Origin of the sequence: Micromonospora sp. CNB394 (assembly GCF_000374985.1) — a bacterium.
GTDB classification, from domain to species: Bacteria; Actinomycetota; Actinomycetes; order Mycobacteriales; family Micromonosporaceae; genus Micromonospora; species Micromonospora marina.
In genome coordinates, this window is the sequence record NZ_KB895826.1 from 243425 (window position 1) to 263874 (window position 20450).

Consider the following 20450-nt stretch of genomic DNA (forward strand, 5'->3'; position numbering starts at 1 on the left):
TCCGTGGCCAACGTCTGTGTCTTCTGCGCGTCCTCCCGTACTCTCGACGCCCGCTGGCTGGCGCTCGCCACCGACACCGGCGAGGAACTGGCCCGGCGCGGCCATACGCTGGTCAGCGGAGGCGGCTGCGTCGGGATGATGGGCGCCGTGGTGCAGGGCGCGCGGGCGGCCGGCGGTCGCACCGTCGGCGTCATCCCGCAGTCCCTGGTCGACCTGGAAGTGGCCGACCTGGACTCCGACGAACTGCTGGTCACCGACAGCCTGGCCAGCCGCAAGACGCTGATGGACGAGAAGTCCGACGCGTTCGTGGCGCTGCCCGGCGGGCTCGGCACGCTGGACGAGCTGTTCGAGGTCTGGACCACCGCCACCCTGGCCCTGCACGCCAAGCCGATGGTGATCGTCGACGTGGACGGGTTCTACCGGCCGCTGCTCGACTGGATCCGCGGGCTCGGTGAGCAGCGGTTCCTCAAGCCGGCCGCGCTGGACCTGCTGATGGTCGCCGACGGCGTCCCCGCCGCGCTGGACCTGGTCGACGCCCGCCTCACGTGACGCGCGCCCGGTCGGCCGCCCGTGCGTGATCGACACCATCTCGCGGAGGTGGTGGTGTCCGGGCTTGTGGGGTGTGGCCATTTCCCCGTGGTGGTGTTGATCTAGGCGCTGCATGCGGGTGAGCTGGTGACGGGCCGGACGGCGGTCGGTTCCCGGGTGTCGTACCGGCATGGTGGGATGTCGGTGATGCAGGCGTACCGGTTGGTGCGCCGGCCCGGTGGCGCGGAGGCGGGGGTCACCCACGACGCCGGGGCGGGGCAGGGGGTGGGCCGGTCCGGTGGACCGGCCGAGGCGGAGCCGCGATCCGGGGGGTCGGCGGGCGGTGCCGCGCACCCGGAGCCTGGCACGAACGCCGACTCGGTGCAGGCCGAGGTGGTCGCGCACACCGACGGGCCGATGCTCGTCGTGGGTGGACCGGGCACCGGGAAGACGTCCACTCTGGTCGAGGCGGTCGCCGCCCGCGTGGCCGAGGGTGTCGACCCGGAGCGGATCCTCGTGCTCACCTTCGGCCGGCGCGGTGCCACCGGACTGCGCCACCGGATCGAGGCGCGGATCGCCGGGGACGGGCACCGCGTGGTCCGCGAGCCGCTGGTGCGTACGTTCCCGGCGTACGCCTTCGGGCTGCTGCGCCGCGCGGCGGCCGAACGCGGCGAGCCCTCGCCCCGGCTGCTCACCGGCCCGGAACAGGACCTGATCATCCGCGAGCTGCTCGACGTGGTGGGGGAGGAACCCGGCGACGACCCGGTCGGCTGGCCGGAGGACCTGCGCCCCGCGCTGCGTACCCGGGCGTTCGCCCAGCAGCTCCGCGACCTGCTGATGCGTGCCGCGGAGCGCGGCGTCGGCCCGGTCGAGCTGGCCCGGCTGGGCGAGAAGCTGGGCCGCACCGACTGGCCGGCCGCCGCGCGCTTCCTGCGGGAGTACGTCGCCGTGCTCGCCCTGCGCGACGTGAGCAACCGGGGCTCGGTCGCGTACGACCCGGCGGAACTGGTGCGTGCCGCCACCGGCATGCTGCTCGACGATCCCGAGTTGCTCGCCGCCGAGCGCCGTCGCCTGGCCCACGTGTACGTCGACGAGCTGGCCGACACCGACCCGGCCCAGCTCGACCTGCTCGCCGTGGTGGCCGGGGGCGGGCGGTCCCTGGTGGCGTTCGCCGACCCGGACTCGTCCACGTACGCGTTCCGCGGTGCCGACCCGGCGGGCGTCACCACGTTCCCGCACCGGTTCCGCACCGCCTCCGGTGCGCCGGCGGCCCAGGTCACGATGACCACCTCGTACCGGGCCGGGCCGGAACTGCTCGCGGCGACCGCCCGGCTGGCCCGGCGGCTGCGCGGCCCGGCGGCGCACCGGCGGCTGCGCCCGTTTCCCGGGGCGCCCGCGGGAACTGTCGAGGTACGGACGTTCCGGTCCGCCACCAGCGAGTCGGCGTGGCTGGCGCACGCGTTGCGTGAGGCGCACCTGCTCGACGGCGTGCCCTGGTCCCGGATGGCGGTGCTGGTCCGCTCCACCGGCCGGCAACTGCCGTCGCTGCGGCGGGCGCTGCACACGGCCGGTGTGCCGACCGTGGTGCACGGCGAGGACCTGCCGTTGCACCTCCAGCCGGCGGTCGCTCCGCTGCTGCTCCTGCTGCGCTGCGCGCTCGAACCCGACCGGCTGGACGAGGAGGCGGCGGTCGCGTTGCTGCACTCGCCGCTGGGCGGGGCCGACCCGCTGGCCGAGCGGCGGCTGCGCCAGGGCCTGCGGGCGCTGGCGCTGGCCGGCGGCGACCGCCGTCCCTCCGGCGAGCTGCTGGTGGAGGCACTGCGCGACAGGGCGGAACTGGCCACCATCGAGCGTCGCTGGGCGGCTCCCGCGCAGGCGGTGGCGCACCTGCTCGCGACCGCCCGGGAGACGGCCGGCCGGCCCGGCGCCACGGCCGAGGACGTGCTCTGGGCGGTGTGGCGGGAGAGCGGGCTGGCCGAACGCTGGGCCGGGGCGATCACCCGGGGGCGGGCGGCCACCGGCGAGCACGAGACCGCCCAGCGGTGGCGGGCCGAGGCCGCCGACCGTGACCTGGACGCCGTGCTCGTCCTCTTCGACGCGGCGGCCCGGTTCGCCGACCGGCTGCCCGGCGCGCGTACCGAGGTGTTCCTCGACCACGTCCTCGGGCAGGAGCTGCCCGCCGACACGCTCGCCGCCGCCGCCGACCGGGGTGACGCGGTACGCCTGCTCACCGCGCACGCCGCCAAGGGGCTGGAGTGGGATCTGGTCGCGGTGGCCGGGGTGCAGGAGGGCGTCTGGCCGGACCTGCGCCTGCGCGGCAGCCTGCTCGGCTCGGAGCGGCTCGTCGACGTGCTCGCCGGTCGCGCCGACGGCGCCGGGCTGCGGGCCAGCCTGGTCGGGCAGACGTCAGCGCTGCTCGACGAGGAGCGGCGGCTGTTCCACGTGGCGATCAGCCGGGCCCGGCGGCGGCTGCTCGTCACCGCCGTCGCGTCCGCCGCGGTCGGCGGGGACGACCACGAGGAGCAGCCGAGCCGCTTCCTGCACGAGCTGGCCGCCGCCGACCCACCCGCCACCGGTGGAGGCGGCCCGAACCCGACGGGGAACGGACCGACCGGCCCGGCCCGGCCCGGGAACGGCCCGACCGGTACGGCCACGCGCGGAGGCACCGCGGACGGGCCGGTGCCGCACGGGGACGAGCATCCGCAGGACGGGCCGCCCGCGGCGCTCCCGGTCACCCTGCCGCCGCGTGGGCTCACCCTGTCCGCGCTGGTGGCGGAGCTGCGTACCGCCGTCACCGACCCGGCGACGCCGATCACCCGGCGGCACGCGGCGGCGGGTGAGCTGGCGCGGCTGGCCGCCGCCGGGGTGCCCGGCGCGCACCCGGACGACTGGTGGGGGCTGCGTGGCCTGTCCGACGACCGGCCGCTGGTCGACGAGGGCGAGCCGGTGCGGGTCACACCGTCGGCGATGGAGAGCGCGTTGCGGTGCAGCCTGCGCTGGCTGCTGGAACGGCACGGCGGCAGCGCGCCGGCGAGCGCCGCTCAGGGCGTGGGCAACCTGGTGCACGCCGCCGCGATGCTCGCGGAGGACGCGAGCGTCGACCGGGAGGCGTTGCTGGAGTACGTGGCCGCCCGGTTCGACGCGATCGAGCTGGCCGCCCGGTGGATGGCCGGCCCGGAACGGCAGCGCGCCGAGGCGATGGTGGACAAGCTGCTGCGCTGGCTGGCCGGCAACCCGCGCCGGCTGCTCGCGATCGAGCACGAGTTCGCGGTCCGCCTCGACGACCCGTCCCGCCCGATCGAGCTGACCGGCCGGGTCGACCGGCTGGAGGTCGACGACGACGGGCGGCTCGTGGTGATCGACCTGAAGACCGGCAAGTCGACGGCTGTCACCGAGCGGGAGGTGGCCGAGCATCCGCAGCTCGGGGCGTACCAGGCGGCGGTGGAGGCGGGCGGGTTCGCCGAGTTCGGCGAGGAGACGGGCGGTGCCGCGCTGGTGCAGCTCGGCACCGGTGCGCGCGACGCCAAGGAGCAGACCCAGGCGGCTTCCGGGGAGGGCCCGGAGGCGGGGTGGGCCACCGCGCTGGTGCGCCGTACCGCCGACACGATGGCCGCCTCGACGTTCGCCGCCGTGGCCAACTCCAAGTGCCGGGTCTGCCCGGTACGCACCAGCTGCCCGGTCTCCGGCCAGGGCCGCCAGGTGGTCGAAGCCCCACCGGAAGAGTCATGAGCGTTCAGCCGGCGCTGTTCGGCGCCTCCGCCACGCCCGCGCCGCGCACCGCCGACGCCGGGCCCCGCTACACGCCGGTCGAGCTGGCCCGGCTGCTGCGGCTGCCGGCACCGACCCGGGAGCAGGCCGCGATCATCGCCGCGCCGGTGGAGCCGCTGCTGGTGGTCGCGGGCGCCGGCTCGGGCAAGACCGAGACGATGGCCGCGCGGGTGGTGTGGCTGGTCGCCAACTCCTACGTGCGGCCCGAGCACATCCTCGGCCTCACCTTCACCCGCAAGGCGGCGGGTGAGCTGGCACACCGGGTCCGGACCCGGCTCGACCAGCTCATCCGGCGGCTCGGCAGGCCGGGGCGGGATCCGCACGACGACCCGCTGGCGGGCGAGCCGACCGTGTCCACGTACCACTCGTACGCCGGGCGGATCGTCACCGAGCACGGGTTGCGCGCCGGGTACGAGCCGACCACCCGGCTGCTCACCGAGGCGTCCCGCTGGCAACTGGTCGACCTGCTGGTGCGCAACTACGACGGCGACATGTCCGAGGTGGACCGGATGCCGTCGACCATCACCGACGCCGTCCTGGCGCTCGCCGGTGAGCTGGACGAGCACCTGGTCGACCCGGACGAGCTGGCGGCCTGGACTGGTCGGTTCTTCGCCGACGTGCAGTCCCGGCCGGGCCGCGTCTACGCCGACGTCCGCAAGGCGCTCCAGCTCCAGCGGACCCGGCTGAAGCTGCTGCCGCTGGTGCGCGCGTACGCCCGGCGCAAGGACGACTTCGAGGCGATGGACTTCGCCGACCAGCTCGCCCGCGCGGCCCGGGTGGCGCGGGACCACCCCGGCGTCGGCGTGATCGAGCGGGACCGGTTCCGGGTGGTGCTGCTCGACGAATACCAGGACACCAGCCACGCCCAGGTGGTGCTGCTCAACGCGCTGTTCGGCGGCGGCCACCCGGTCACCGCCGTGGGTGACCCGTGCCAGTCCATCTACGGCTGGCGCGGGGCCAGCGCCGGCACGCTCGACCGGTTCCCGGCCGAGTTCGCCCGCACCGACGGCAGCCCCGCCGACGTACTCAGCCTGACCACGAGCTGGCGTAACCGGCCGGAGATCCTCGGCGTGGCGAACACGCTGTCGGTGCCGCTGCGGGCGGCCGGCGCGCGGGTGCCGGAACTGCACGCCGCGCTCAGCGTCCGCGACCCGATCCCGCACCGCACGCCGGGCGGGCAGGCCGGCGGCACTGTGCACTGCGCGCTGCTCCAGACGTACGCCGACGAGGCCGACTGGATCGCGGACAGCGTGCTGGCGGCGTGGCGGGGCGCGGCCGGGTCGCCGGGTGCGCTGCCCGAGCACATCCCGGCCGACCGCCGCCCGACCACTGCGGTGCTGGTGCGGCTGCGCAGCCAGATCCCGGCGATCGAGGCGGCGCTGCGTGCCCGCGGGCTGCCGGTCGACGTGGTCGGCCTGGGTGGGCTGCTGGACACCCCGGAGGTACGGGACGTGGTGTGCACGCTGCGCGTGCTCGCCGACCCGGCGGACGGGGCGGCGCTGCTGCGGCTGCTCACCGGTGCGCGCTGGCGGATCGGCCCGCGTGACCTGGTCGCCCTGCACCGCCGCGCCCGCGCCATCGCCCGCAGCCGCCGCGAGTTCACGGGCGACGAGGGCCCGGAGATCACCGTGGACGCGCTGGACGAGGCCACGCTGGTCGAGGCACTGGCGGACCTGGGGCCCGCGCAGGCGTACTCGGCCGAGGGCTACGCCCGGCTGCGCTCGTACGGGATGGAGCTGGCGCTGCTGCGCTACCGGCTGGACCAGTCGCTGCCGGAACTCATCGCGGACATCGAGCGGACCATCGGCCTCGACGTCGAGGTGGCGGTCCGGGCCGGGCGGGACGGCGCGGGCGACGCCGGACTGGCCCGCGCCCACCTGGACGCGCTCGGCGACGTGGCGGCCCGGTTCAGCGGCGAGACACCCGGCGCCACGCTGGCCGGTTTCCTCGCCTACCTGGCCGCCGCCGAGGACGAGGAGCGCGGGCTGGCGCCCGGCGAGGTCGAGGTGGTGGCCGGCGCGGTGCAGGTGCTCACCGCGCACGCCGCGAAGGGCCTGGAGTGGGACGTGGTGGCGGTGGCCGGGATGACCCGGGGCGTCTGGCCGGGGCCGGTCCGCAACTCCGACCACTGGCTGGGCGGCCTGGGTGTGCTGCCGTTCCCGTTGCGCGGCGACGCGGACGGGCTGCCCGACCTGGCCCTGCCGGAGGCGGAGGACCAGCGCGGCGTGGCCCGGGCGCTGACCGACTTCACCGACGCCTGGCGGGCGCACGACGAGCGGGAGGAGCGCCGGCTGGCGTACGTGGCGGTGACCCGCCCCCGCCGGTTGCTGCTCTGCTCCGGCTACTGGTGGGGGGAGGGGACCAAGCGGTTCCGCGGCCCGTCGGTGTTCCTGCGGGAGGTGCACGACGCCTGCCTGGCGGGTGCGGACGGGCACGTGGTGGACGCATGGACGCCCGAGCCGGCCGGGGACGCGGCGAATCCGACCACCGAGACGGTGCTGCGGGCCGAGTGGCCGGCCGACCCGCTGGGCGCCCGCCGTCCGGCGCTGACCGAGGCGGCGGCGCTGGTCCGCCGCTTCCTGGCCGACCCGGAGGCGGCCCGGCGCGAGGCGGCAGTGCTCGCCACGACCGGGGAGGACGCCGCTGTGGCCCGCTGGCGGCGCGAGGCCGATCTGCTGCTCGCCGAGCGGGCGGAGCTGGCCCGGCAGGCCGAGGCGGTCGAGGTCGAACTACCCGGCCAGCTCTCGGTGACCCAGCTGGTGGCGTTGCGCCGCGACCCGGAGGCGCTGGCCCGGACGCTGCGCCGCCCGATGCCGACGGAACCGAACCCATACGCCCGGCGGGGCACCGCGTTCCACGCCTGGCTGGAGCAGCGCTTCGGCGCCGACCGGCTGCTCGACGTGGACGAGCTGCCCGGCGCGGCGGACGAGGACGCGGCCCCGGACGAGGCGCTGGCCGAGTTGCAGGAGCGGTTCCTCGCCAGCGAGTGGGCCGACCGGGTGCCGGTGGAGGTGGAGGTGCCGTTCGCCACCGTCGTCGCCGGGGTGGTGGTCAGGGGCCGGATGGACGCCGTGTTCGCCCGCCCGGGTGGGCGCTACGACGTGGTCGACTGGAAGACCGGTCGGCAGCCGGCCGGCCGGGAGGCCGACGCGGCGGCGGTGCAGCTGGCGATGTACCGGCTGGCCTGGGCGGAGCTGGCCGGGGTGCCGGTGGACCGGGTCGGTGCCGCGTTCCACTACGTGCGGGACTCCGCCACGGTCCGCCCGGCCGACCTGCTCGACGCCGAAGGGCTGGCCGCGTTGGTGGCCGCCGTGCCGGAAATCCCGGGGGATCTCCCGCAGCGCACGAATCCGTGATACGTTGACGGGGTTGCAGTTTTGGTTTCCAGAGACTCTGTGTGCGCCTGGCGGATTGTGGCCCCAGGCGCTCTTTGTTGTGTCCGGAGTTCTCCGGGCGGGGCGACCAGCAGCGACAGGCACGCCGCGTATTCCACGCGCGGGGTGCTCCTCTCCGGCCCGCAACACGTGCGGGCCGACCGTTCCGTCAAGGAGACGAAACACATGGCAATTGGCACCGTCAAGTGGTTCAACGCTGACAAGGGCTTCGGCTTCATCACCCCGGACGACGGCGGCGCCGACGTCTTCGCCCACTTCTCGGCGATCCAGACCTCCGGCTACCGGAGCCTGGACGAGAACCAGCGGGTCGAGTTCGAGGTGACCCAGGGCCAGAAGGGCCCGCAGGCGGAGAACATCCGTCCGCTCTGATCTTCGGATCAACCAGCACCACCATCGCGCCCCTTCGGGCGTGGTGCACGGGCCGGCCCGCCTCTGCCGGGCCGGCCCGTCCCTTTCGGTTCGTGCTTGTGACCACCGGTGACCACCGGTGACGCGCCGCTGTCCGGCGCCCTTCCTCGACACGTGCCGCGTCGAGGAAGGCTTTCCGCATGACCACGACCCTGCCCACGTTCGCCGCCACCGGCCTGGCTCCGGCGCTCGTCTCCGAGCTGGCCGCGCAGGGCATCTCCGCGCCGTTCCCGATCCAGGCGGCCACCATCCCGGACTCGCTGGCCGGCCGGGACGTGCTCGGCCGGGGCCGGACCGGCTCCGGCAAGACGCTCGCGTTCGGGTTGCCGCTGCTGCACCGTACGGCCGGCCGCCGGGCCCGCCCGGGCCGCCCGCTGGCGCTGGTGCTCGTGCCGACCCGGGAACTGGCCGCGCAGGTGACCGACGCGCTCGCTCCGTACGCCGCCGTGCTCGGCCTGCGCTGCGCCACTGTGGTCGGCGGGCTCTCGCTGACCCGGCAGGCGGCCGCGTTGCGTGCCGGCGCCGAGGTGCTGGTGGCCACGCCGGGCCGGCTGCACGACCTGATCGACAGGGGAGACGCCCGGCTGGACCAGGTGGCCATCACCGTGCTCGACGAGGCGGACCAGATGGCCGACATGGGCTTCCTGCCGCAGGTGACCAAGCTGCTGGAGCAGGTCGCGCCGGGCGGGCAGCGGATGCTGTTCTCGGCCACCCTGGACCGGGGGGTGGACCGGCTGGTCCGCCGTTTCCTGGCCGACCCGGTGACGCACTCGGTCGACCCGGGCACCGCCACCGTCACCGCGATGACGCACCACGTGCTGCACCTCGACGCGGAGGACAAGCCGGCCGCGCTGGCGCATATCGCCGCCCGCGAGGGCCGCACCATCGTGTTCATCGCCACCAAGCACCGCGCCGACCGGGTGGCCCGCCAGTTGCTCGCCAAGGGCGTACGCGCGGCGGCGCTGCACGGCGGCAAGTCGCAGCCGCAGCGCACCCGCATCCTGGAACAGTTCCGCACCGGCCAGGTCACCGCGCTGGTGGCGACCGACGTGGCGGCCCGGGGCATCCACGTGGACGGGCTGGACCTGGTCGTCAACGCCGACCCGCCCACCGAGGCCAAGGACTACCTGCACCGGGGCGGCCGGACCGCGCGGGCCGGCGAGTCGGGCACTGTGGTGACGCTCGTCCTGCCGGACCAGCGCCGCGACGTCGCCCGGCTGATGAGCACCGCGGGCATCAACCCCAAGACCACGCGGGTACGCCCCGGCGACAGTGAACTGAGCCGGCTCACCGGTGCGCGGGAGCCGTCCGGCGTGCCGGTGACCATCACCGCGCCCGCTGCCGCGCACCCCGCTCCGGGAACCCGTCCTCGCCGGCGCCCGCGCCGCCGCTGACCGTGCCCCGCGTCCGCCCGGTCCTGAGTCGGGAATCAGTCGACTTTCGGTCGGCTGCCCGACTGCGCGACCGGAACCCGACCGCGATGCTGCTGCTCGGGAGACCGGTCGGGGGGTCGGCCGGACGCGGAGGGAGCGGTCATGGCGCGGGACGCCGGATCGAGCGGAGCGCGGGAAGTGGTGCTGGTGCTCGCGGTGGCGGGAGCCGGCCTGGCCCTCGCCGCGGTGGCCGCGTTCGGGCCCTGGCAACCCTCCTACGACGGCCCGCAGGGCCGTGGCGCCACCCGAAGCTTCACCCCGGGCACGAGCGCCGAGCACAGCGGCGCAGGGGAAGCCCTCTCGTCGAATGTCCAATCCGCAGTGTTCGGTCGACCGTTCGGCCAGGGCACACCGGCGGTAGAGCCGGTACCGAGGCGCTAGTGTCGATCTCGTGCCGACGCGTAGAGCGAAGATCCCAGCGACGAAGTACCCGGTCGAACGGTTCACCCTCGACAACGGCCTGCGCGTGGTGCTCACGCCGGACCGCAGCGCCCCGGTCATCGGGGTGGCGGTGGTCTACGACGTCGGTATCCGCTCCGAGCCGGAGGGACGCACCGGGTTCGCCCACCTCTTCGAGCACCTGATGTTCCAGGGCTCGGAGAACCTGGAGAAGCTGGCCCACTTCCGGCACGTCCAGGGCGCGGGCGGGACGTTCAACGGCTCCACCCACCTGGACTACACCGACTACTTCGAGACGCTGCCCGCCAACGCACTGGAACGGGCGCTGTTCCTGGAGGCCGACCGGATGCGCGGCCCCCGGCTGACCGAGGAGAACCTGCGCAACCAGGTGGACGTGGTGAAGGAGGAGATCCGGGTCAACGTGCTGAACCGGCCGTACGGCGGGTTCCCCTGGCTGACGCTACCCCCGGTGATGTTCGACACCTTCCCCAACGCGCACGACGGCTACGGCTCCTTCGTCGATCTGGAGTCGGCCACCGTGTCCGACGCCGCTGACTTCTTCCGCCGCTACTACGCCAGCGGCAACGCGGTGCTCGCGGTCAGCGGCGACATCGACGTGGCCGAGGCGACCACGCTCATCGAGCGGCACTTCGGGGACGTGCCGGCCCGGCCCGCCCCGCAGCGGCCCGACTTCGCCGAGCCCGACCTGACCGCCGAACGGCGCAGCACGTACACCGACGCGCTGGCCCCGCTCCCGGCGGTGGCCGGCGCGTGGCGGGTGCCCGACCCGATCGGCGACTTCGCCGCTTACCTGCCGTACGTGGTGCTGGCCGAGGTGCTCACCGACGGCGACGCCTCCCGGCTGGTCGAGCGGCTGGTGCAGCGCGACCGGTCGGTCACCGGCCTCGGCGGGTACGTCGGCTTCATGGGCGACCCGTTCGACGTGCGCGACCCCACCGCACTGCTGCTCCAGGCGCACCTGCCGCCCGGCGGTGACGTGGACAAGGTGCTGCGCACGATCGACGAGGAACTGGACCGGCTGGTCACCGACGGGCTGACCGAGGGGGAGCTGGCGCGTACCCAGGCCCGGATGGCCACCCACCTGCTGCGTGACACGGACGCGGTACTCGGCCGCGCGCTGCGGATGGCGGTGCTGGAACAGCAACGCGGCGAACCCGGCCTGCTCAACGACCTGCCCCGGCTGGTCGGCGAGGTGACCGAGGAACAGGTCCGCGCCGCCGCCACCACCCTGCGGCCCGAGCGCCGCGCGTCAGTCGAGGTCGTTGCCGGAGGAGCCCGATGAGCACGGGTACGACCACCGCCGCTGTGCGGCCGCTGCCGGCACTCGGCCCGAACCGCCGCCTCAAGGTGCCCAAGCAGGCCGAGCGCACGCTCGGCAACGGTCTCACCGTGATCGCGGTACGCCGGTCCGCAGTACCGCTGGTCGAGCTGCGGCTGTGGATGCCGTTCGGGCGCACCCACCTGGCCCGCGGCGCGATGCTGGCGCAGACCATGCTCTCCGGCACCGAGGCGCACAGCGCCACCGAGCTGGCGGCCGAGTTGCAGAAGGTCGGCGGCGGGCTGACCGCCGGTCTCGACCCGGACCGGCTGATGCTCTCCGGCGCGGGCCTGGTCACCGGTCTGGACCGGATGCTGGAACTGCTCGCCGAGGTGCTCACCGGGGCCTCCTACCCGGCCGACTGGGTGGAGACCGAACGGGAGCGGCTGGTCGACCGCATCCAGGTCGCCCAGAGCCAGCCGTCCCACCTGGCCCGCACCGCGCTGCTCAAGCGGGTGTACGGCCGGCACCCGTACGCGGAGCAGACGCCCGACCCGGACCAGGTCCGGGCCGTCCGCCCGGCCCCGTTGCGCCGGCTGCACACCGAGCGGGTGCATCCGGCCGGCGCGGTGCTGGTGCTCGTCGGGGACGTCGCGCCGGACCGGGCGCTGGACGCGGCCGAGCAGGCGCTGTCCGGGTGGCGCGGTGACGGCCACGTCGCCGAGGTGCCCCCCGCGCCGCCGCTGGAACCCGGGCCGCTGCTGCTCGTCGACCGTCCCGGCTCGGTGCAGTCCTCGGTACGCCTCGCGCTCCCAGCGGTGCCGCGCACCCACCCGGACCACGCCGCCCTGCAGCTCGCCAACCTGATCTTCGGCGGCTACTTCTCCTCCCGCTGGGTGGAGAACATCCGCGAGGACAAGGGCTACACGTACGGGCCGCACTCGCTCGTGGAGCACTCGGTGGCCGGTTCGCTGCTCGTCGCCGGCGCCGAGGTGGCCACCGAGGTGACAGCGGCGGCGCTGGTGGAGACGACCTACGAGCTGGGCCGCCTGGCCACGGTGCCGCCGAAGCCGGAGGAGTTGGAGCAGGCCCGCCAGTACGCCCTCGGCACCCTTCAGCTCGGCATGTCCACCCAGGCCGGCCTCGCGTCGCTGACCAGCGCGTACGCCGGCAACGGGCTGCGGCTGGACTTCCTCGCCGAGCACGCCGCCCGGCTGGCCGCCGCGACAGTGGACGACGTGGCCGAGGTGGCCGCCCGCTACCTGGCCCCGGCCCGCGCGGTCACCGTCGTGCTCGGCGACGCCGAGCGGGTGGCCGACTCGCTCGCCACGCTGACACCGGTGCGTACGGAACCGGCATGAGCGGCGAGTCCGCCCCGCCGCTGGCCCGGTCGACGCTCGACCGGGCCGCGCACCGGCGTACCGATCCGGGCTGGCTGACCGAGGCGTGGGAGCGGGCCCGGGTGCTGGTGCTGGACTCCGCGGCCGAGGGACGGGCGCTGGTCCGGGGCGCGGCGACCCCGCCGGAGCTGGTCCTGGTCGGCCCCGGTGAGCTGGCCGAGGTGCCCCGGTCGGTACCGATGTTCCTCGGCGTCGAGCCGGACGGCGTACCGGTGTTCGCGGTGGACGGGCCGCTGCCGGCGCTGCCGGACACCCGCCCGGTCCACCTGCGCGAGGTCGGCCACCTGATGACCGACCGGGACGCGGGCCTGTTCACCACCGCGTTGGCGCTGCTCAACTGGCACCTGCGGCACGGGTTCTCGTCGACGACCGGCAAGCCGACGAGCGTCGACGAGGCCGGCTGGTCGCGGATCGACCCGGACGGCGGGCGGGTCTGGCCGCGTACCGATCCGGCCATGATCGTGCTGGTGCACGACGGGGTGGACGGCCCGGAGGGCCGCTGCCTGCTCGGCAACAACGCGGCCTGGCCGCGCACCCCGGGCCGGCGTCGCTACTCCTGCCTGGCCGGATACGTCGAGCCGGGCGAGTCGGCCGAGGCCGCCGTGCTGCGCGAGGTCCGCGAGGAGGTGGGCGTCCCGGTCGAGGAGATCGCGTACGTGGGCAGCCAGCCCTGGCCGTTCCCCGGCTCGCTGATGCTCGGCTTCCTGGCCCGCGCCGACGCGGACGCGCCGATCCGGGTCGACCTGGCCGAGATCGCGCACGCGCGCTGGTTCACCCGCCGGGAGGTCGGTGCGGCGCTCGCGGACGAGCCGGTGCCGGTGGGCGGGGGAGACCGGCTGGTCCTGCCCACGCCGTCCTCAATCGCGTTGTTCCTGGTGCACCGCTGGCTCGACGGCCACTGCTGACCGTCCGTCGCCGCCGGGTTGCCGTCGTCTCCGCCGGTGGGACACAGCCACCTCGCCGAACTGGCGAGGCCGGTCCGGCCACGACGGACGTCAGCGTCCGGTCATCCGCCGTCCCAGCGGTACGGGTGGCCGGGGGCGGGTTCCTCGATCGGCAGCACCTTGACCCGGTGCCGGCCCGCGCGCACCGCACCGACTGCTGACAGTGCGCGGGCGAGCAGGAGTGCGGCGTCCCGGTCCTCGGCGTGGACGACCTGGCGGCGGGGTTCCGGCGTGCACGTCTCGTCCCGCAGGCGGCCCCCGCCGGCCCAGGCGGCGGCGATGTCGGCGTCGGCGACGGTGCGGATCTCGGTGCGGACGATCAGGAACCGCATGGTGTCCCCCGGACAATCGGCGGTTACACGCTGGAACTTCCACGTCACTCCCGCGTCATGTTACGCCGATGTGTCCGCCCGGCAAGGGGAACGCGCCAGCTCGACCGAACGGGGGATCCCAGGTCAGCGCCGTTGTCGGGGCTGGACGCGCGGAGGGCCGCCGGCTCGCGCCGACGGCCCTCCCGTGGTTCGCCGGATCAGTCCAGATCGAACTGACCGCTCTTCGTGCCGGCGAGGAAGCCGAGCCACCCGGCCCGGTCGAACAGCAGGACCGGTCCGCTCGGGTCCTTGCTGTCCCGCAGCGCCACTGTGGCCGGCCCGGAGCCGAGCGGCGCGACCTCCACGCAGTTGGAGGTCTGGCTGCGGGTGCTCTTGCGCCAGGCGGCGCCGGCGAGCCGTCCCGAGCGGGCGGTCGTGCTGGTGTGGATCTCGTTCATGGTGCTTGCTCCTGGTGAGGTGCTCCGATGGGACCGAGCGACGCCGGAGCGCGGGCGGTGTCCGTGCCGGTTCACCGTTCCGTGGTGAGGCGCCCCGAGTCCCGGCGACGTTGGGTCGGCGCCGTTGCCGGCCCGTACGCCACCGTGGACTCGACTGCCGTGCCGGTCGGCCGTCCCGTCGCCTCGATCAACCAGGAGAGGGTGTCCGATGCGGAGAGCGCCGACGAGCATAGCCACTCGAACACCACTTTATAGCGATTTAGGGTGTTTGCCTCGGTCGACATGACGTCGGTGAACCCACAGTCGATGGCGAGTGTCTCCGGATCGAGGGGATCGGCGAACCGGTAGACCGAGAACGCGGTCGGCGGCAGGTACCAGTCACCGACCCGGGTGTCCCGCAGCAGCAGACGCAGCGTCACGTTCGGCAGCAGCGCCATCTCGCACAGGTGGACGAGCTGCTCGTGCAGGACCTCCGGCGGGCCGGCACGGCGGCCGAGCGCCGCCTCCTCCAGCACCGCCGTGTAGCGGGGCACCTCGGGGGAGCGGGTCAGCAGCGACTGGCGGGCCTGCCGCGCGCGTACCTCGGTCTCGGGATCCTCGGTCTCCGGGTCGCCGGCCTCGGCGGCGACCTGCGCGGCGGACATGATCCGGTGCCGGGCGTACCCGGGCGTCTGCAACAGCCCCGGCACCAGCACCGGGTTGTACTCGGAGATCTCCGCGCAACCGGCCTCAAGCTCGGCGAAGGCGCGCTGCTGCTGGGTCATCACCGGGAAGTTGCGCAGCCAGCCGCGCATGTCGCCGGCCTCGTGGGTGATCCCGGTCAGCTCCGCGCGCTGCTCCTCGTCGGCGCCGTAGAGCGTCAGCAACACGTCCACGTCGTCCGGGTCGGGACGGCTGCGGCCGTTCTCCAGACGGGACAACTTGGATGCGGAGGCCCAGCCGATCCGCTCGATGACCTGGTCACCGGTCAGACCGGCCTGTTCGCGGAGCCGACGCAGCTCGGTGCCGAGTCGGCGGCGGCGCAGAATCGGGCCTGGTACGGCAGGAGGCACGGCGTCCTCTTTCCCGTCGACCGCCGCTTGACGCGACGGTAACTGTATGAAATTCGCCCCCCACGGTCAGTATGGACGGCGCGACCGGCGCCGGAGGTTCCGGCACGGGCGTGTCACGAGACAAAAAGAGGACCGTGGAGGGTGTCTTCACCAGCGCCCGCCCCCGACGCGCCCTGGTGGCGCACCCCGCCGGAGGGAACCCGATGCGCACCGTCCTGCGCCGCCCCGACTTCCGTCTCCTGTTCGCCGCGCTCGTCGCGAGCATGGCGGCGGAGTCGGTCCTGTTGCTCGCCCTGGCTGTCTGGGTCAAGGATCTGACCGGTTCGGACAGCATGGCCGGGGCGACCATCTTCGCGGTCATCGCGCCGATGGCCCTCGCCCCGCTGGTCGGCTGGGTGGTCGACCGCTACCGCAGGCGGCCGTTCTTCATCGCCGCCAACCTGGTCGCGGCCGTCCTGCTCGGCCCACTGCTCACGGTCCGGGACCGGTCCGACGTCTGGGTGATCTACGTGGTCGCCGCGCTCTACGGGCTCTCGTACATCACCCTCACCGCGGTGCTCAACGGACTGATCCGGCATCTGGTTCCGCCCGACCTGCTCGCCGACGCGAACGGGGTGCTCCAGACCGTCCGGCAGGGGCTGCGGCTGATCGGGCCGCTGGCCGGAGCCGGTGTCTACGCCGCCGTCGGCGGCTGGCTGCTGGTCCTGCTGGCCATGACCGGCTTCCTCGTCGCGGCGGCGGTGGTCGGGCGGCTGCACGTGCGGGAGGGCACATCGTCCCGGCCGGGTCGTCGCGGGCCGTCCGAACTGGGCGCGGGGCTGCGGCACCTGACCGGCGAGCCGGCGCTGCGCCGGGCGCTGCTCGGATACGGGCTCGGCTCGCTGGTGATGGGCTTCACCGAGTCGCTGATCTTCGCGTACGTCGATCTCGGCCTGCACCGCGACGCCGCGTTCGTCGGCGTGCTGGTCATGGTGCAGGGCGTCGGCGGGCTGGTCGGCGGCCTGTTCTCGGCCGCCGTGGTCCGCCGGTTCGGCGAGGTCGGCGCGCTCGCCGCGGGCGTGACGTTCTTCGGGCCCGCCGCGCTGGCGCTGGCGTACCCCCGGTTGTGGCTCGGGGTGGTGGCGCTGCTGCTGGCCGGCCTCTCGCTGCCGCTGACCATGGTGGGGTTGAACACGCTGATCCAGCGGCGGACGCCGCCGCGGCTGCTGGGCCGGGTGACCGCCGCGTCGGAGGCGCTGGTCAGCGGGCCACAGGCGCTCTCCATCGGCACCGGCGCGCTGCTCGTCGGCGTGTTCGACTACCGGCTGCTGTTCGCCCTGGTGGGGGCCGTCACCACGGCGGCGGGCCTCTACCTGTGGCGGGGCCGCGGGCTGAGCGCACCGGTCGCCGGGCCGGTCCGAATCCCGTCACCCCGCCAGCCCGCCGACGACGGGGTGCTCAGCCGCGGAGGTGCCTGAACGACGGCGAGCGGCCGTACCCGGATCGGGTACGGCCGCTCGTGGCGTCGCGGGCGGATCAGCCGGGCAGCGCGGCCAGGTGCTGCTTGACCTGGGTGATCGAAGGGTTGGTCAGGGCGCTGCCGTCGGCGAAGCGCAGCGTCGGGACGGTCTGGTTACCGCCGTTGACGCTCATCACGAAGTCCGCGGCCGTCGGGTCCTGCTCGATGTCGACCACCTCGTACGCGATGCCCTCCCGGTCGAGCTGCGACTTCAGCCGGTGGCAGTAGCCGCACCACGGGGTGGAATACATCGTCAGCATGGTCTGGTCCTCCAAGGGTGGCTCGCGCCCGGTCCGATCAGGCCAGGCTAACCGCTGCAACGTCACCCGATGCTGGGATGATTCCCTGCTGTGGGCGTTCACTCAGCGGCGGAACGGGTGCTGGCCGGGCTGGATCCGGAGCAGCGCGCAGCGGTGACCGCACCGGCCGGCCCGGTCTGCATCCTGGCCGGCGCCGGCACCGGCAAGACCCGGGCGGTGACCTCGCGGATCGCCTACCGGGCGCTGACCGGCGACATCGCCGGCCGGCATGTGCTGGCGGTCACGTTCACCGCCCGCGCCGCCGCCGAGATGCGCAGCCGCCTCGGCGTACTCGGGGTGCAGGGGGTGCAGGCACGCACGTTCCACGCCGCGGCGCTGCGGCAGGTCCGCTACTTCGCGCCCCGGCTGCTGGCCGGGCGGGGCATGCCGGAACTGCTGGACAGCAAGGTGCGGGTGGTCACACTCGCCGCCGCCAAGGTGGGGCTGCGCGCCGACCGGGCCGCCGCGCGGGACCTGTCCGCCGAGATCGAGTGGGCCAAGTCGTCGCTGGTCGAGCCCGGGGAGTACGTGGTGGCCGCGGCCAAGGCGCTGCGCGAGACGCCGTACGAGCCGGCCCGGGTGGCCGACGTGTTCGACGCGTACGAGCGGCTCAAACGCGGCAACGGGGTGATCGACTTCGAGGACATGCTGCGCGCCGCGGTCTGGGGCATCGAGGAGCACCCGGACGTGGCCGAGCAGGTGCGCAACCAGTACCGGCACTTCGTGGTCGACGAGTACCAGGACGTCAACCCGCTCCAGCAGCGGTTGCTGGAGGCGTGGCTGGGCGGCCGGGACGACCTGACGGTGGTCGGCGACGCCAGCCAGACGATCTACTCGTTCACCGGTGCCACCTCGTCGTACCTGGTCGACTTCCCCCGGCTGCACCGGGGCGCGACTGTGGTCCGGCTGGTCCGCGACTACCGCTCCACCCCGCAGGTCGTCGGGCTCGCCAACGCGGTGATCTCGCAGGCCCGGGGCACCGAGGCGCGGCTGCGGCTGGAGCTGCACGGTCAGCGCCGGCCCGGCACCGAGCCGGAACTGCGGATCTTCACCGACGAGCCGGCCGAGGCGAACGCGGTAGCGGCCCGCTGCCGGGCACTCGTGGCGGGCGGCACCCCGGCGCGGGAGATCGCTGTGCTGTTCCGCACGAACGCGCAGTCCGAGGCGTACGAGAAGGCGCTCTCCGAGGCCGGGGTGCCGTACGTGCTCCAGGGCGCGGAGCGGTTCTTCGAGCGCCCCGAGGTGCGCCAGGCGATGATCGCGTTGCGCGCCGCCACCCGGTCGGCCGACGCGGGGACACCGCTGCCGGCCGCCGTGGTCGAGGCGCTCACCGCTGTCGGCTGGGCCCCCGACGCACCCCCGCCGGGCGGCGCCGCGCGCGAGCGGTGGGAGGCACTCGCCGCGCTGGTCCAGCTCGCCGAGGAGTACGCGGCGGACGCCGAGGCGGAACCCGGCCTGACCGGCTTCTGCGAGGAACTCGCCCGGCGGGCCGCCCAGCAGCACGTGCCCACCGTCGAGGGGGTGACGCTCGCGTCGCTGCACTCGGCGAAGGGGCTGGAGTGGGACGCGGTGTTCCTGGTCGGGCTGGCCGAGGGCACGCTGCCCACGACGTACGCGAAGACCATGGAGCAGGTCGAGGAGGAACGCCGGCTGCTCTACGTCGGGATCACCCGGGCCCGGGAGTGGCTCTGGCTGTCGTACGCCACGGCGCGCTCACCCGGTGGCCGGGCCCGGCGGCCCTCCCGGTTCCTGCCCCAGCTCGACCGGTCCGGCGGTGGTGAGCGGGCCGGAGGTGCCGGGCCGGCCCGGCGGGCCGAGCGGCGCCGTCCGCAGGTGGTCTCGTGCCGGATCTGCGGCGCCACGCTGCTCGCCGGCGCGGACCGCAAACTGGGCCGCTGCCCGACCTGCCCGTCGGACATCGACGAGGAGCTGTACGAGCGGCTGCGCGAGTGGCGGCAGCGGGTGGCGGGCGCGCAGAAGGTGCCGGCGTACGTGGTCTTCACCGACGCCACGCTCACCGCGCTGGCCGAACGCAAGCCCGGGCGCACCGAGGAACTGGTGGCGATCGCCGGGATCGGGCCCCGAAAAGTCGGGCTATACGGGGATACGGTGCTCGCGCTGGTGGCGGGTGCCACCGTGGACGAGGTCTGCCCACAGAAAACTTCTGAAAAGTAGCCGTAAATCGTTTGCCCTCCCCCGAGGGCGAGGAATAGCCTCATGGCACACCTCGCGAGCGGCGCCGTTCTGGCTGCTCAACGGGGATGAGTCCACGGTCGCACGAGGAGAGTCAGGGAGGTGGCACCAATGGAGATCTTCACCTGTGAGCGTCTTGCGGCGATGCCGTCTGCCGTCGCTCCGCTGTCGTCCGTCCGGGTGGCCCTCGCCGCTCGACCGTCGGCTCCGCAGGTGCACCAGGTCCCGGTTCAGGCCGAGCTGAATCTGACCGTCGCGCCGATCACCGGAGTCGAGGGGACCAGCGGCTTCGCGGGCAAGGGCATCGATGGCGCCAAGAAGCGCACGGATGTCCGCGGCGTTCCACCTCGAGGTAGACCGGTCTGATCCATCAGACCACCGGCTCACCTCGAGGCCGCGGAACCCGCATACCGGGATCCGCGGCCTCAGTTTTTTGCCCCGCCGAAGTACGTCGGAATGCGATCCACGAGATCGAAGTGAGAGAGAGGTGACCGGAGGATGAGTCTGGCGTTGGCCCCACTCGACGTGAGCGTCGAGGTGGAGGCGAACCTGCCCTGCCGGAAGTTCGACCCCGACCTGTGGTTCTCCGACTCGCCCGCCGAGCTCGAGCTGGCCAAGTCGCTCTGCGGGGACTGCCCGCTGCGCGTCGAGTGCCTGGCCGGTGCGGTCGAGCGAGCCGAGCCCTGGGGCGTCTGGGGCGGCGAGATCTTCGAGCGTGGCGCGGTCGTCCCGCGCAAGCGGCCCCGTGGCCGTCCGCGCAAGTCCGACCTCGCCCGTGACGCGCAGCTCCGGGTCGAGGCGGAGGCGCGACTGGCGGCCAGCGGGCTGTCCGAGTCGCGGAACTCCGTCCGGCTGGCAGCCTGACACACCTACGTTCCGAGCCCGAACCGATGCCGGTGTCCCTCCACCGGCCGACCTGAGAGAGAAATTCTGATGCTGAACCTGCCGAACGGATTCGAGATGCAACTACTCCACGAAGCGTTGTCCAGGGCCCGAATGCGCCGGCCTCAGGCCGGTCGCACCACCACGAGCACTGAGGCAACCCGTTCCGCCCGTACCGTCGCCATGCGGGGTCGCAGCCGGTC

Annotated in this window: 17 protein-coding genes; 13 read left to right on the forward strand and 4 right to left on the reverse strand. The window is 74.2% G+C overall.

Annotation, left to right across the window (positions count from 1 at the left end; genetic code table 11):
- The first annotated feature begins 3 nt into the window (after positions 1 to 3).
- From C569_RS0105120 to nudC, 9 genes are all read left to right on the forward strand, one after another.
- Positions 4 to 549, forward strand: coding sequence for a TIGR00730 family Rossman fold protein (locus C569_RS0105120; RefSeq protein ID WP_018784725.1), 546 nt, complete (start codon positions 4 to 6; stop codon positions 547 to 549).
- 186 nt (positions 550 to 735) lie between these two features.
- Positions 736 to 4257: an ATP-dependent DNA helicase gene (locus C569_RS0105125; RefSeq protein ID WP_196806679.1), complete on the forward strand. Its 3522-nt coding sequence runs from the start codon at positions 736 to 738 to the stop codon at positions 4255 to 4257.
- Positions 4254 to 7652 carry an ATP-dependent helicase gene (locus C569_RS0105130; RefSeq protein WP_018784727.1) on the forward strand — a complete coding sequence of 1133 codons (3399 nt, stop codon included), beginning with the start codon at positions 4254 to 4256 and terminating at the stop codon, positions 7650 to 7652. Before C569_RS0105125 ends, C569_RS0105130 begins: the two co-directional genes overlap by 4 nt.
- Before the next feature lie 204 nt (positions 7653 to 7856).
- Positions 7857 to 8060 (forward strand): cold-shock protein, encoded by a 204-nt coding sequence (locus C569_RS0105135; RefSeq protein ID WP_013288421.1) that lies wholly within the window; start codon positions 7857 to 7859, stop codon positions 8058 to 8060.
- A 179-nt stretch (positions 8061 to 8239) separates the two neighbouring features.
- A complete protein-coding gene (locus C569_RS0105140) occupies positions 8240 to 9493 on the forward strand; it encodes a DEAD/DEAH box helicase (protein WP_018784729.1) in 1254 nt (417 codons plus the stop codon).
- A 141-nt stretch (positions 9494 to 9634) separates the two neighbouring features.
- Positions 9635 to 9913, forward strand: a complete 279-nt coding sequence (locus C569_RS34095; protein ID WP_231394718.1) for a hypothetical protein — start codon at positions 9635 to 9637, stop codon at positions 9911 to 9913.
- Between the two features lie 10 nt (positions 9914 to 9923).
- A complete protein-coding gene (locus tag C569_RS0105145; protein WP_018784730.1) occupies positions 9924 to 11234 on the forward strand; it encodes a pitrilysin family protein in 1311 nt (436 codons plus the stop codon).
- Positions 11231 to 12571, forward strand: a complete 1341-nt coding sequence (locus C569_RS0105150) for a pitrilysin family protein (protein WP_018784731.1) — start codon at positions 11231 to 11233, stop codon at positions 12569 to 12571. Before C569_RS0105145 ends, C569_RS0105150 begins: the two co-directional genes overlap by 4 nt.
- Positions 12568 to 13515, forward strand: a complete 948-nt coding sequence (gene nudC / locus C569_RS0105155) for an NAD(+) diphosphatase (RefSeq protein ID WP_018784732.1) — start codon at positions 12568 to 12570, stop codon at positions 13513 to 13515. The genes C569_RS0105150 and nudC overlap by 4 nt, the downstream gene beginning before the upstream one ends.
- A 101-nt stretch (positions 13516 to 13616) precedes the next feature.
- On the opposite strand, the gene C569_RS0105160 is transcribed toward nudC, so the two are convergent.
- The 3 genes from C569_RS0105160 to C569_RS0105170 all read right to left on the reverse strand — a co-directional run bounded on the left by C569_RS0105160 (position 13617) and on the right by C569_RS0105170 (position 15375).
- Positions 13617 to 13886 carry a hypothetical protein gene (locus C569_RS0105160; protein WP_018784733.1) on the reverse strand — a complete coding sequence of 90 codons (270 nt, stop codon included), beginning with the start codon at positions 13884 to 13886 and terminating at the stop codon, positions 13617 to 13619.
- 197 nt (positions 13887 to 14083) lie between these two features.
- Positions 14084 to 14323, reverse strand: a complete 240-nt coding sequence (locus tag C569_RS0105165; RefSeq protein WP_013288410.1) for a DUF397 domain-containing protein — start codon at positions 14321 to 14323, stop codon at positions 14084 to 14086.
- 71 nt (positions 14324 to 14394) lie between these two features.
- A complete protein-coding gene (locus C569_RS0105170; protein WP_018784734.1) occupies positions 14395 to 15375 on the reverse strand; it encodes a helix-turn-helix transcriptional regulator in 981 nt (326 codons plus the stop codon).
- Between the two features lie 203 nt (positions 15376 to 15578).
- On the opposite strand from C569_RS0105170, the gene C569_RS0105175 reads away from it, so the two are divergent.
- On the forward strand, positions 15579 to 16832 hold the full coding sequence (locus tag C569_RS0105175; protein WP_018784735.1) for an MFS transporter: 1254 nt from the start codon (positions 15579 to 15581) through the stop codon (positions 16830 to 16832).
- Positions 16833 to 16890: 58 nt separating this feature from the next.
- Here C569_RS0105175 and C569_RS0105180 read toward each other — a convergent pair whose 3' ends face one another.
- Positions 16891 to 17133, reverse strand: a complete 243-nt coding sequence (locus C569_RS0105180; RefSeq protein WP_018784736.1) for a mycoredoxin — start codon at positions 17131 to 17133, stop codon at positions 16891 to 16893.
- Between the two features lie 90 nt (positions 17134 to 17223).
- On the opposite strand from C569_RS0105180, the gene C569_RS0105185 reads away from it, so the two are divergent.
- The 3 genes from C569_RS0105185 to C569_RS0105195 all read left to right on the forward strand — a co-directional run bounded on the left by C569_RS0105185 (position 17224) and on the right by C569_RS0105195 (position 20229).
- The gene (locus C569_RS0105185; protein WP_018784737.1) at positions 17224 to 19347 is read left to right on the forward strand and encodes an ATP-dependent DNA helicase UvrD2; all 2124 of its coding nucleotides are present in this window, start codon (positions 17224 to 17226) and stop codon (positions 19345 to 19347) included.
- A 129-nt stretch (positions 19348 to 19476) separates the two neighbouring features.
- Complete coding sequence (locus C569_RS0105190) at positions 19477 to 19731, forward strand: hypothetical protein (protein WP_018784738.1); 255 nt, start codon at positions 19477 to 19479, stop codon at positions 19729 to 19731.
- A 132-nt stretch (positions 19732 to 19863) separates the two neighbouring features.
- Positions 19864 to 20229 carry a WhiB family transcriptional regulator gene (locus C569_RS0105195; protein ID WP_026267714.1) on the forward strand — a complete coding sequence of 122 codons (366 nt, stop codon included), beginning with the start codon at positions 19864 to 19866 and terminating at the stop codon, positions 20227 to 20229.
- Positions 20230 to 20450: the final 221 nt, after the last annotated feature.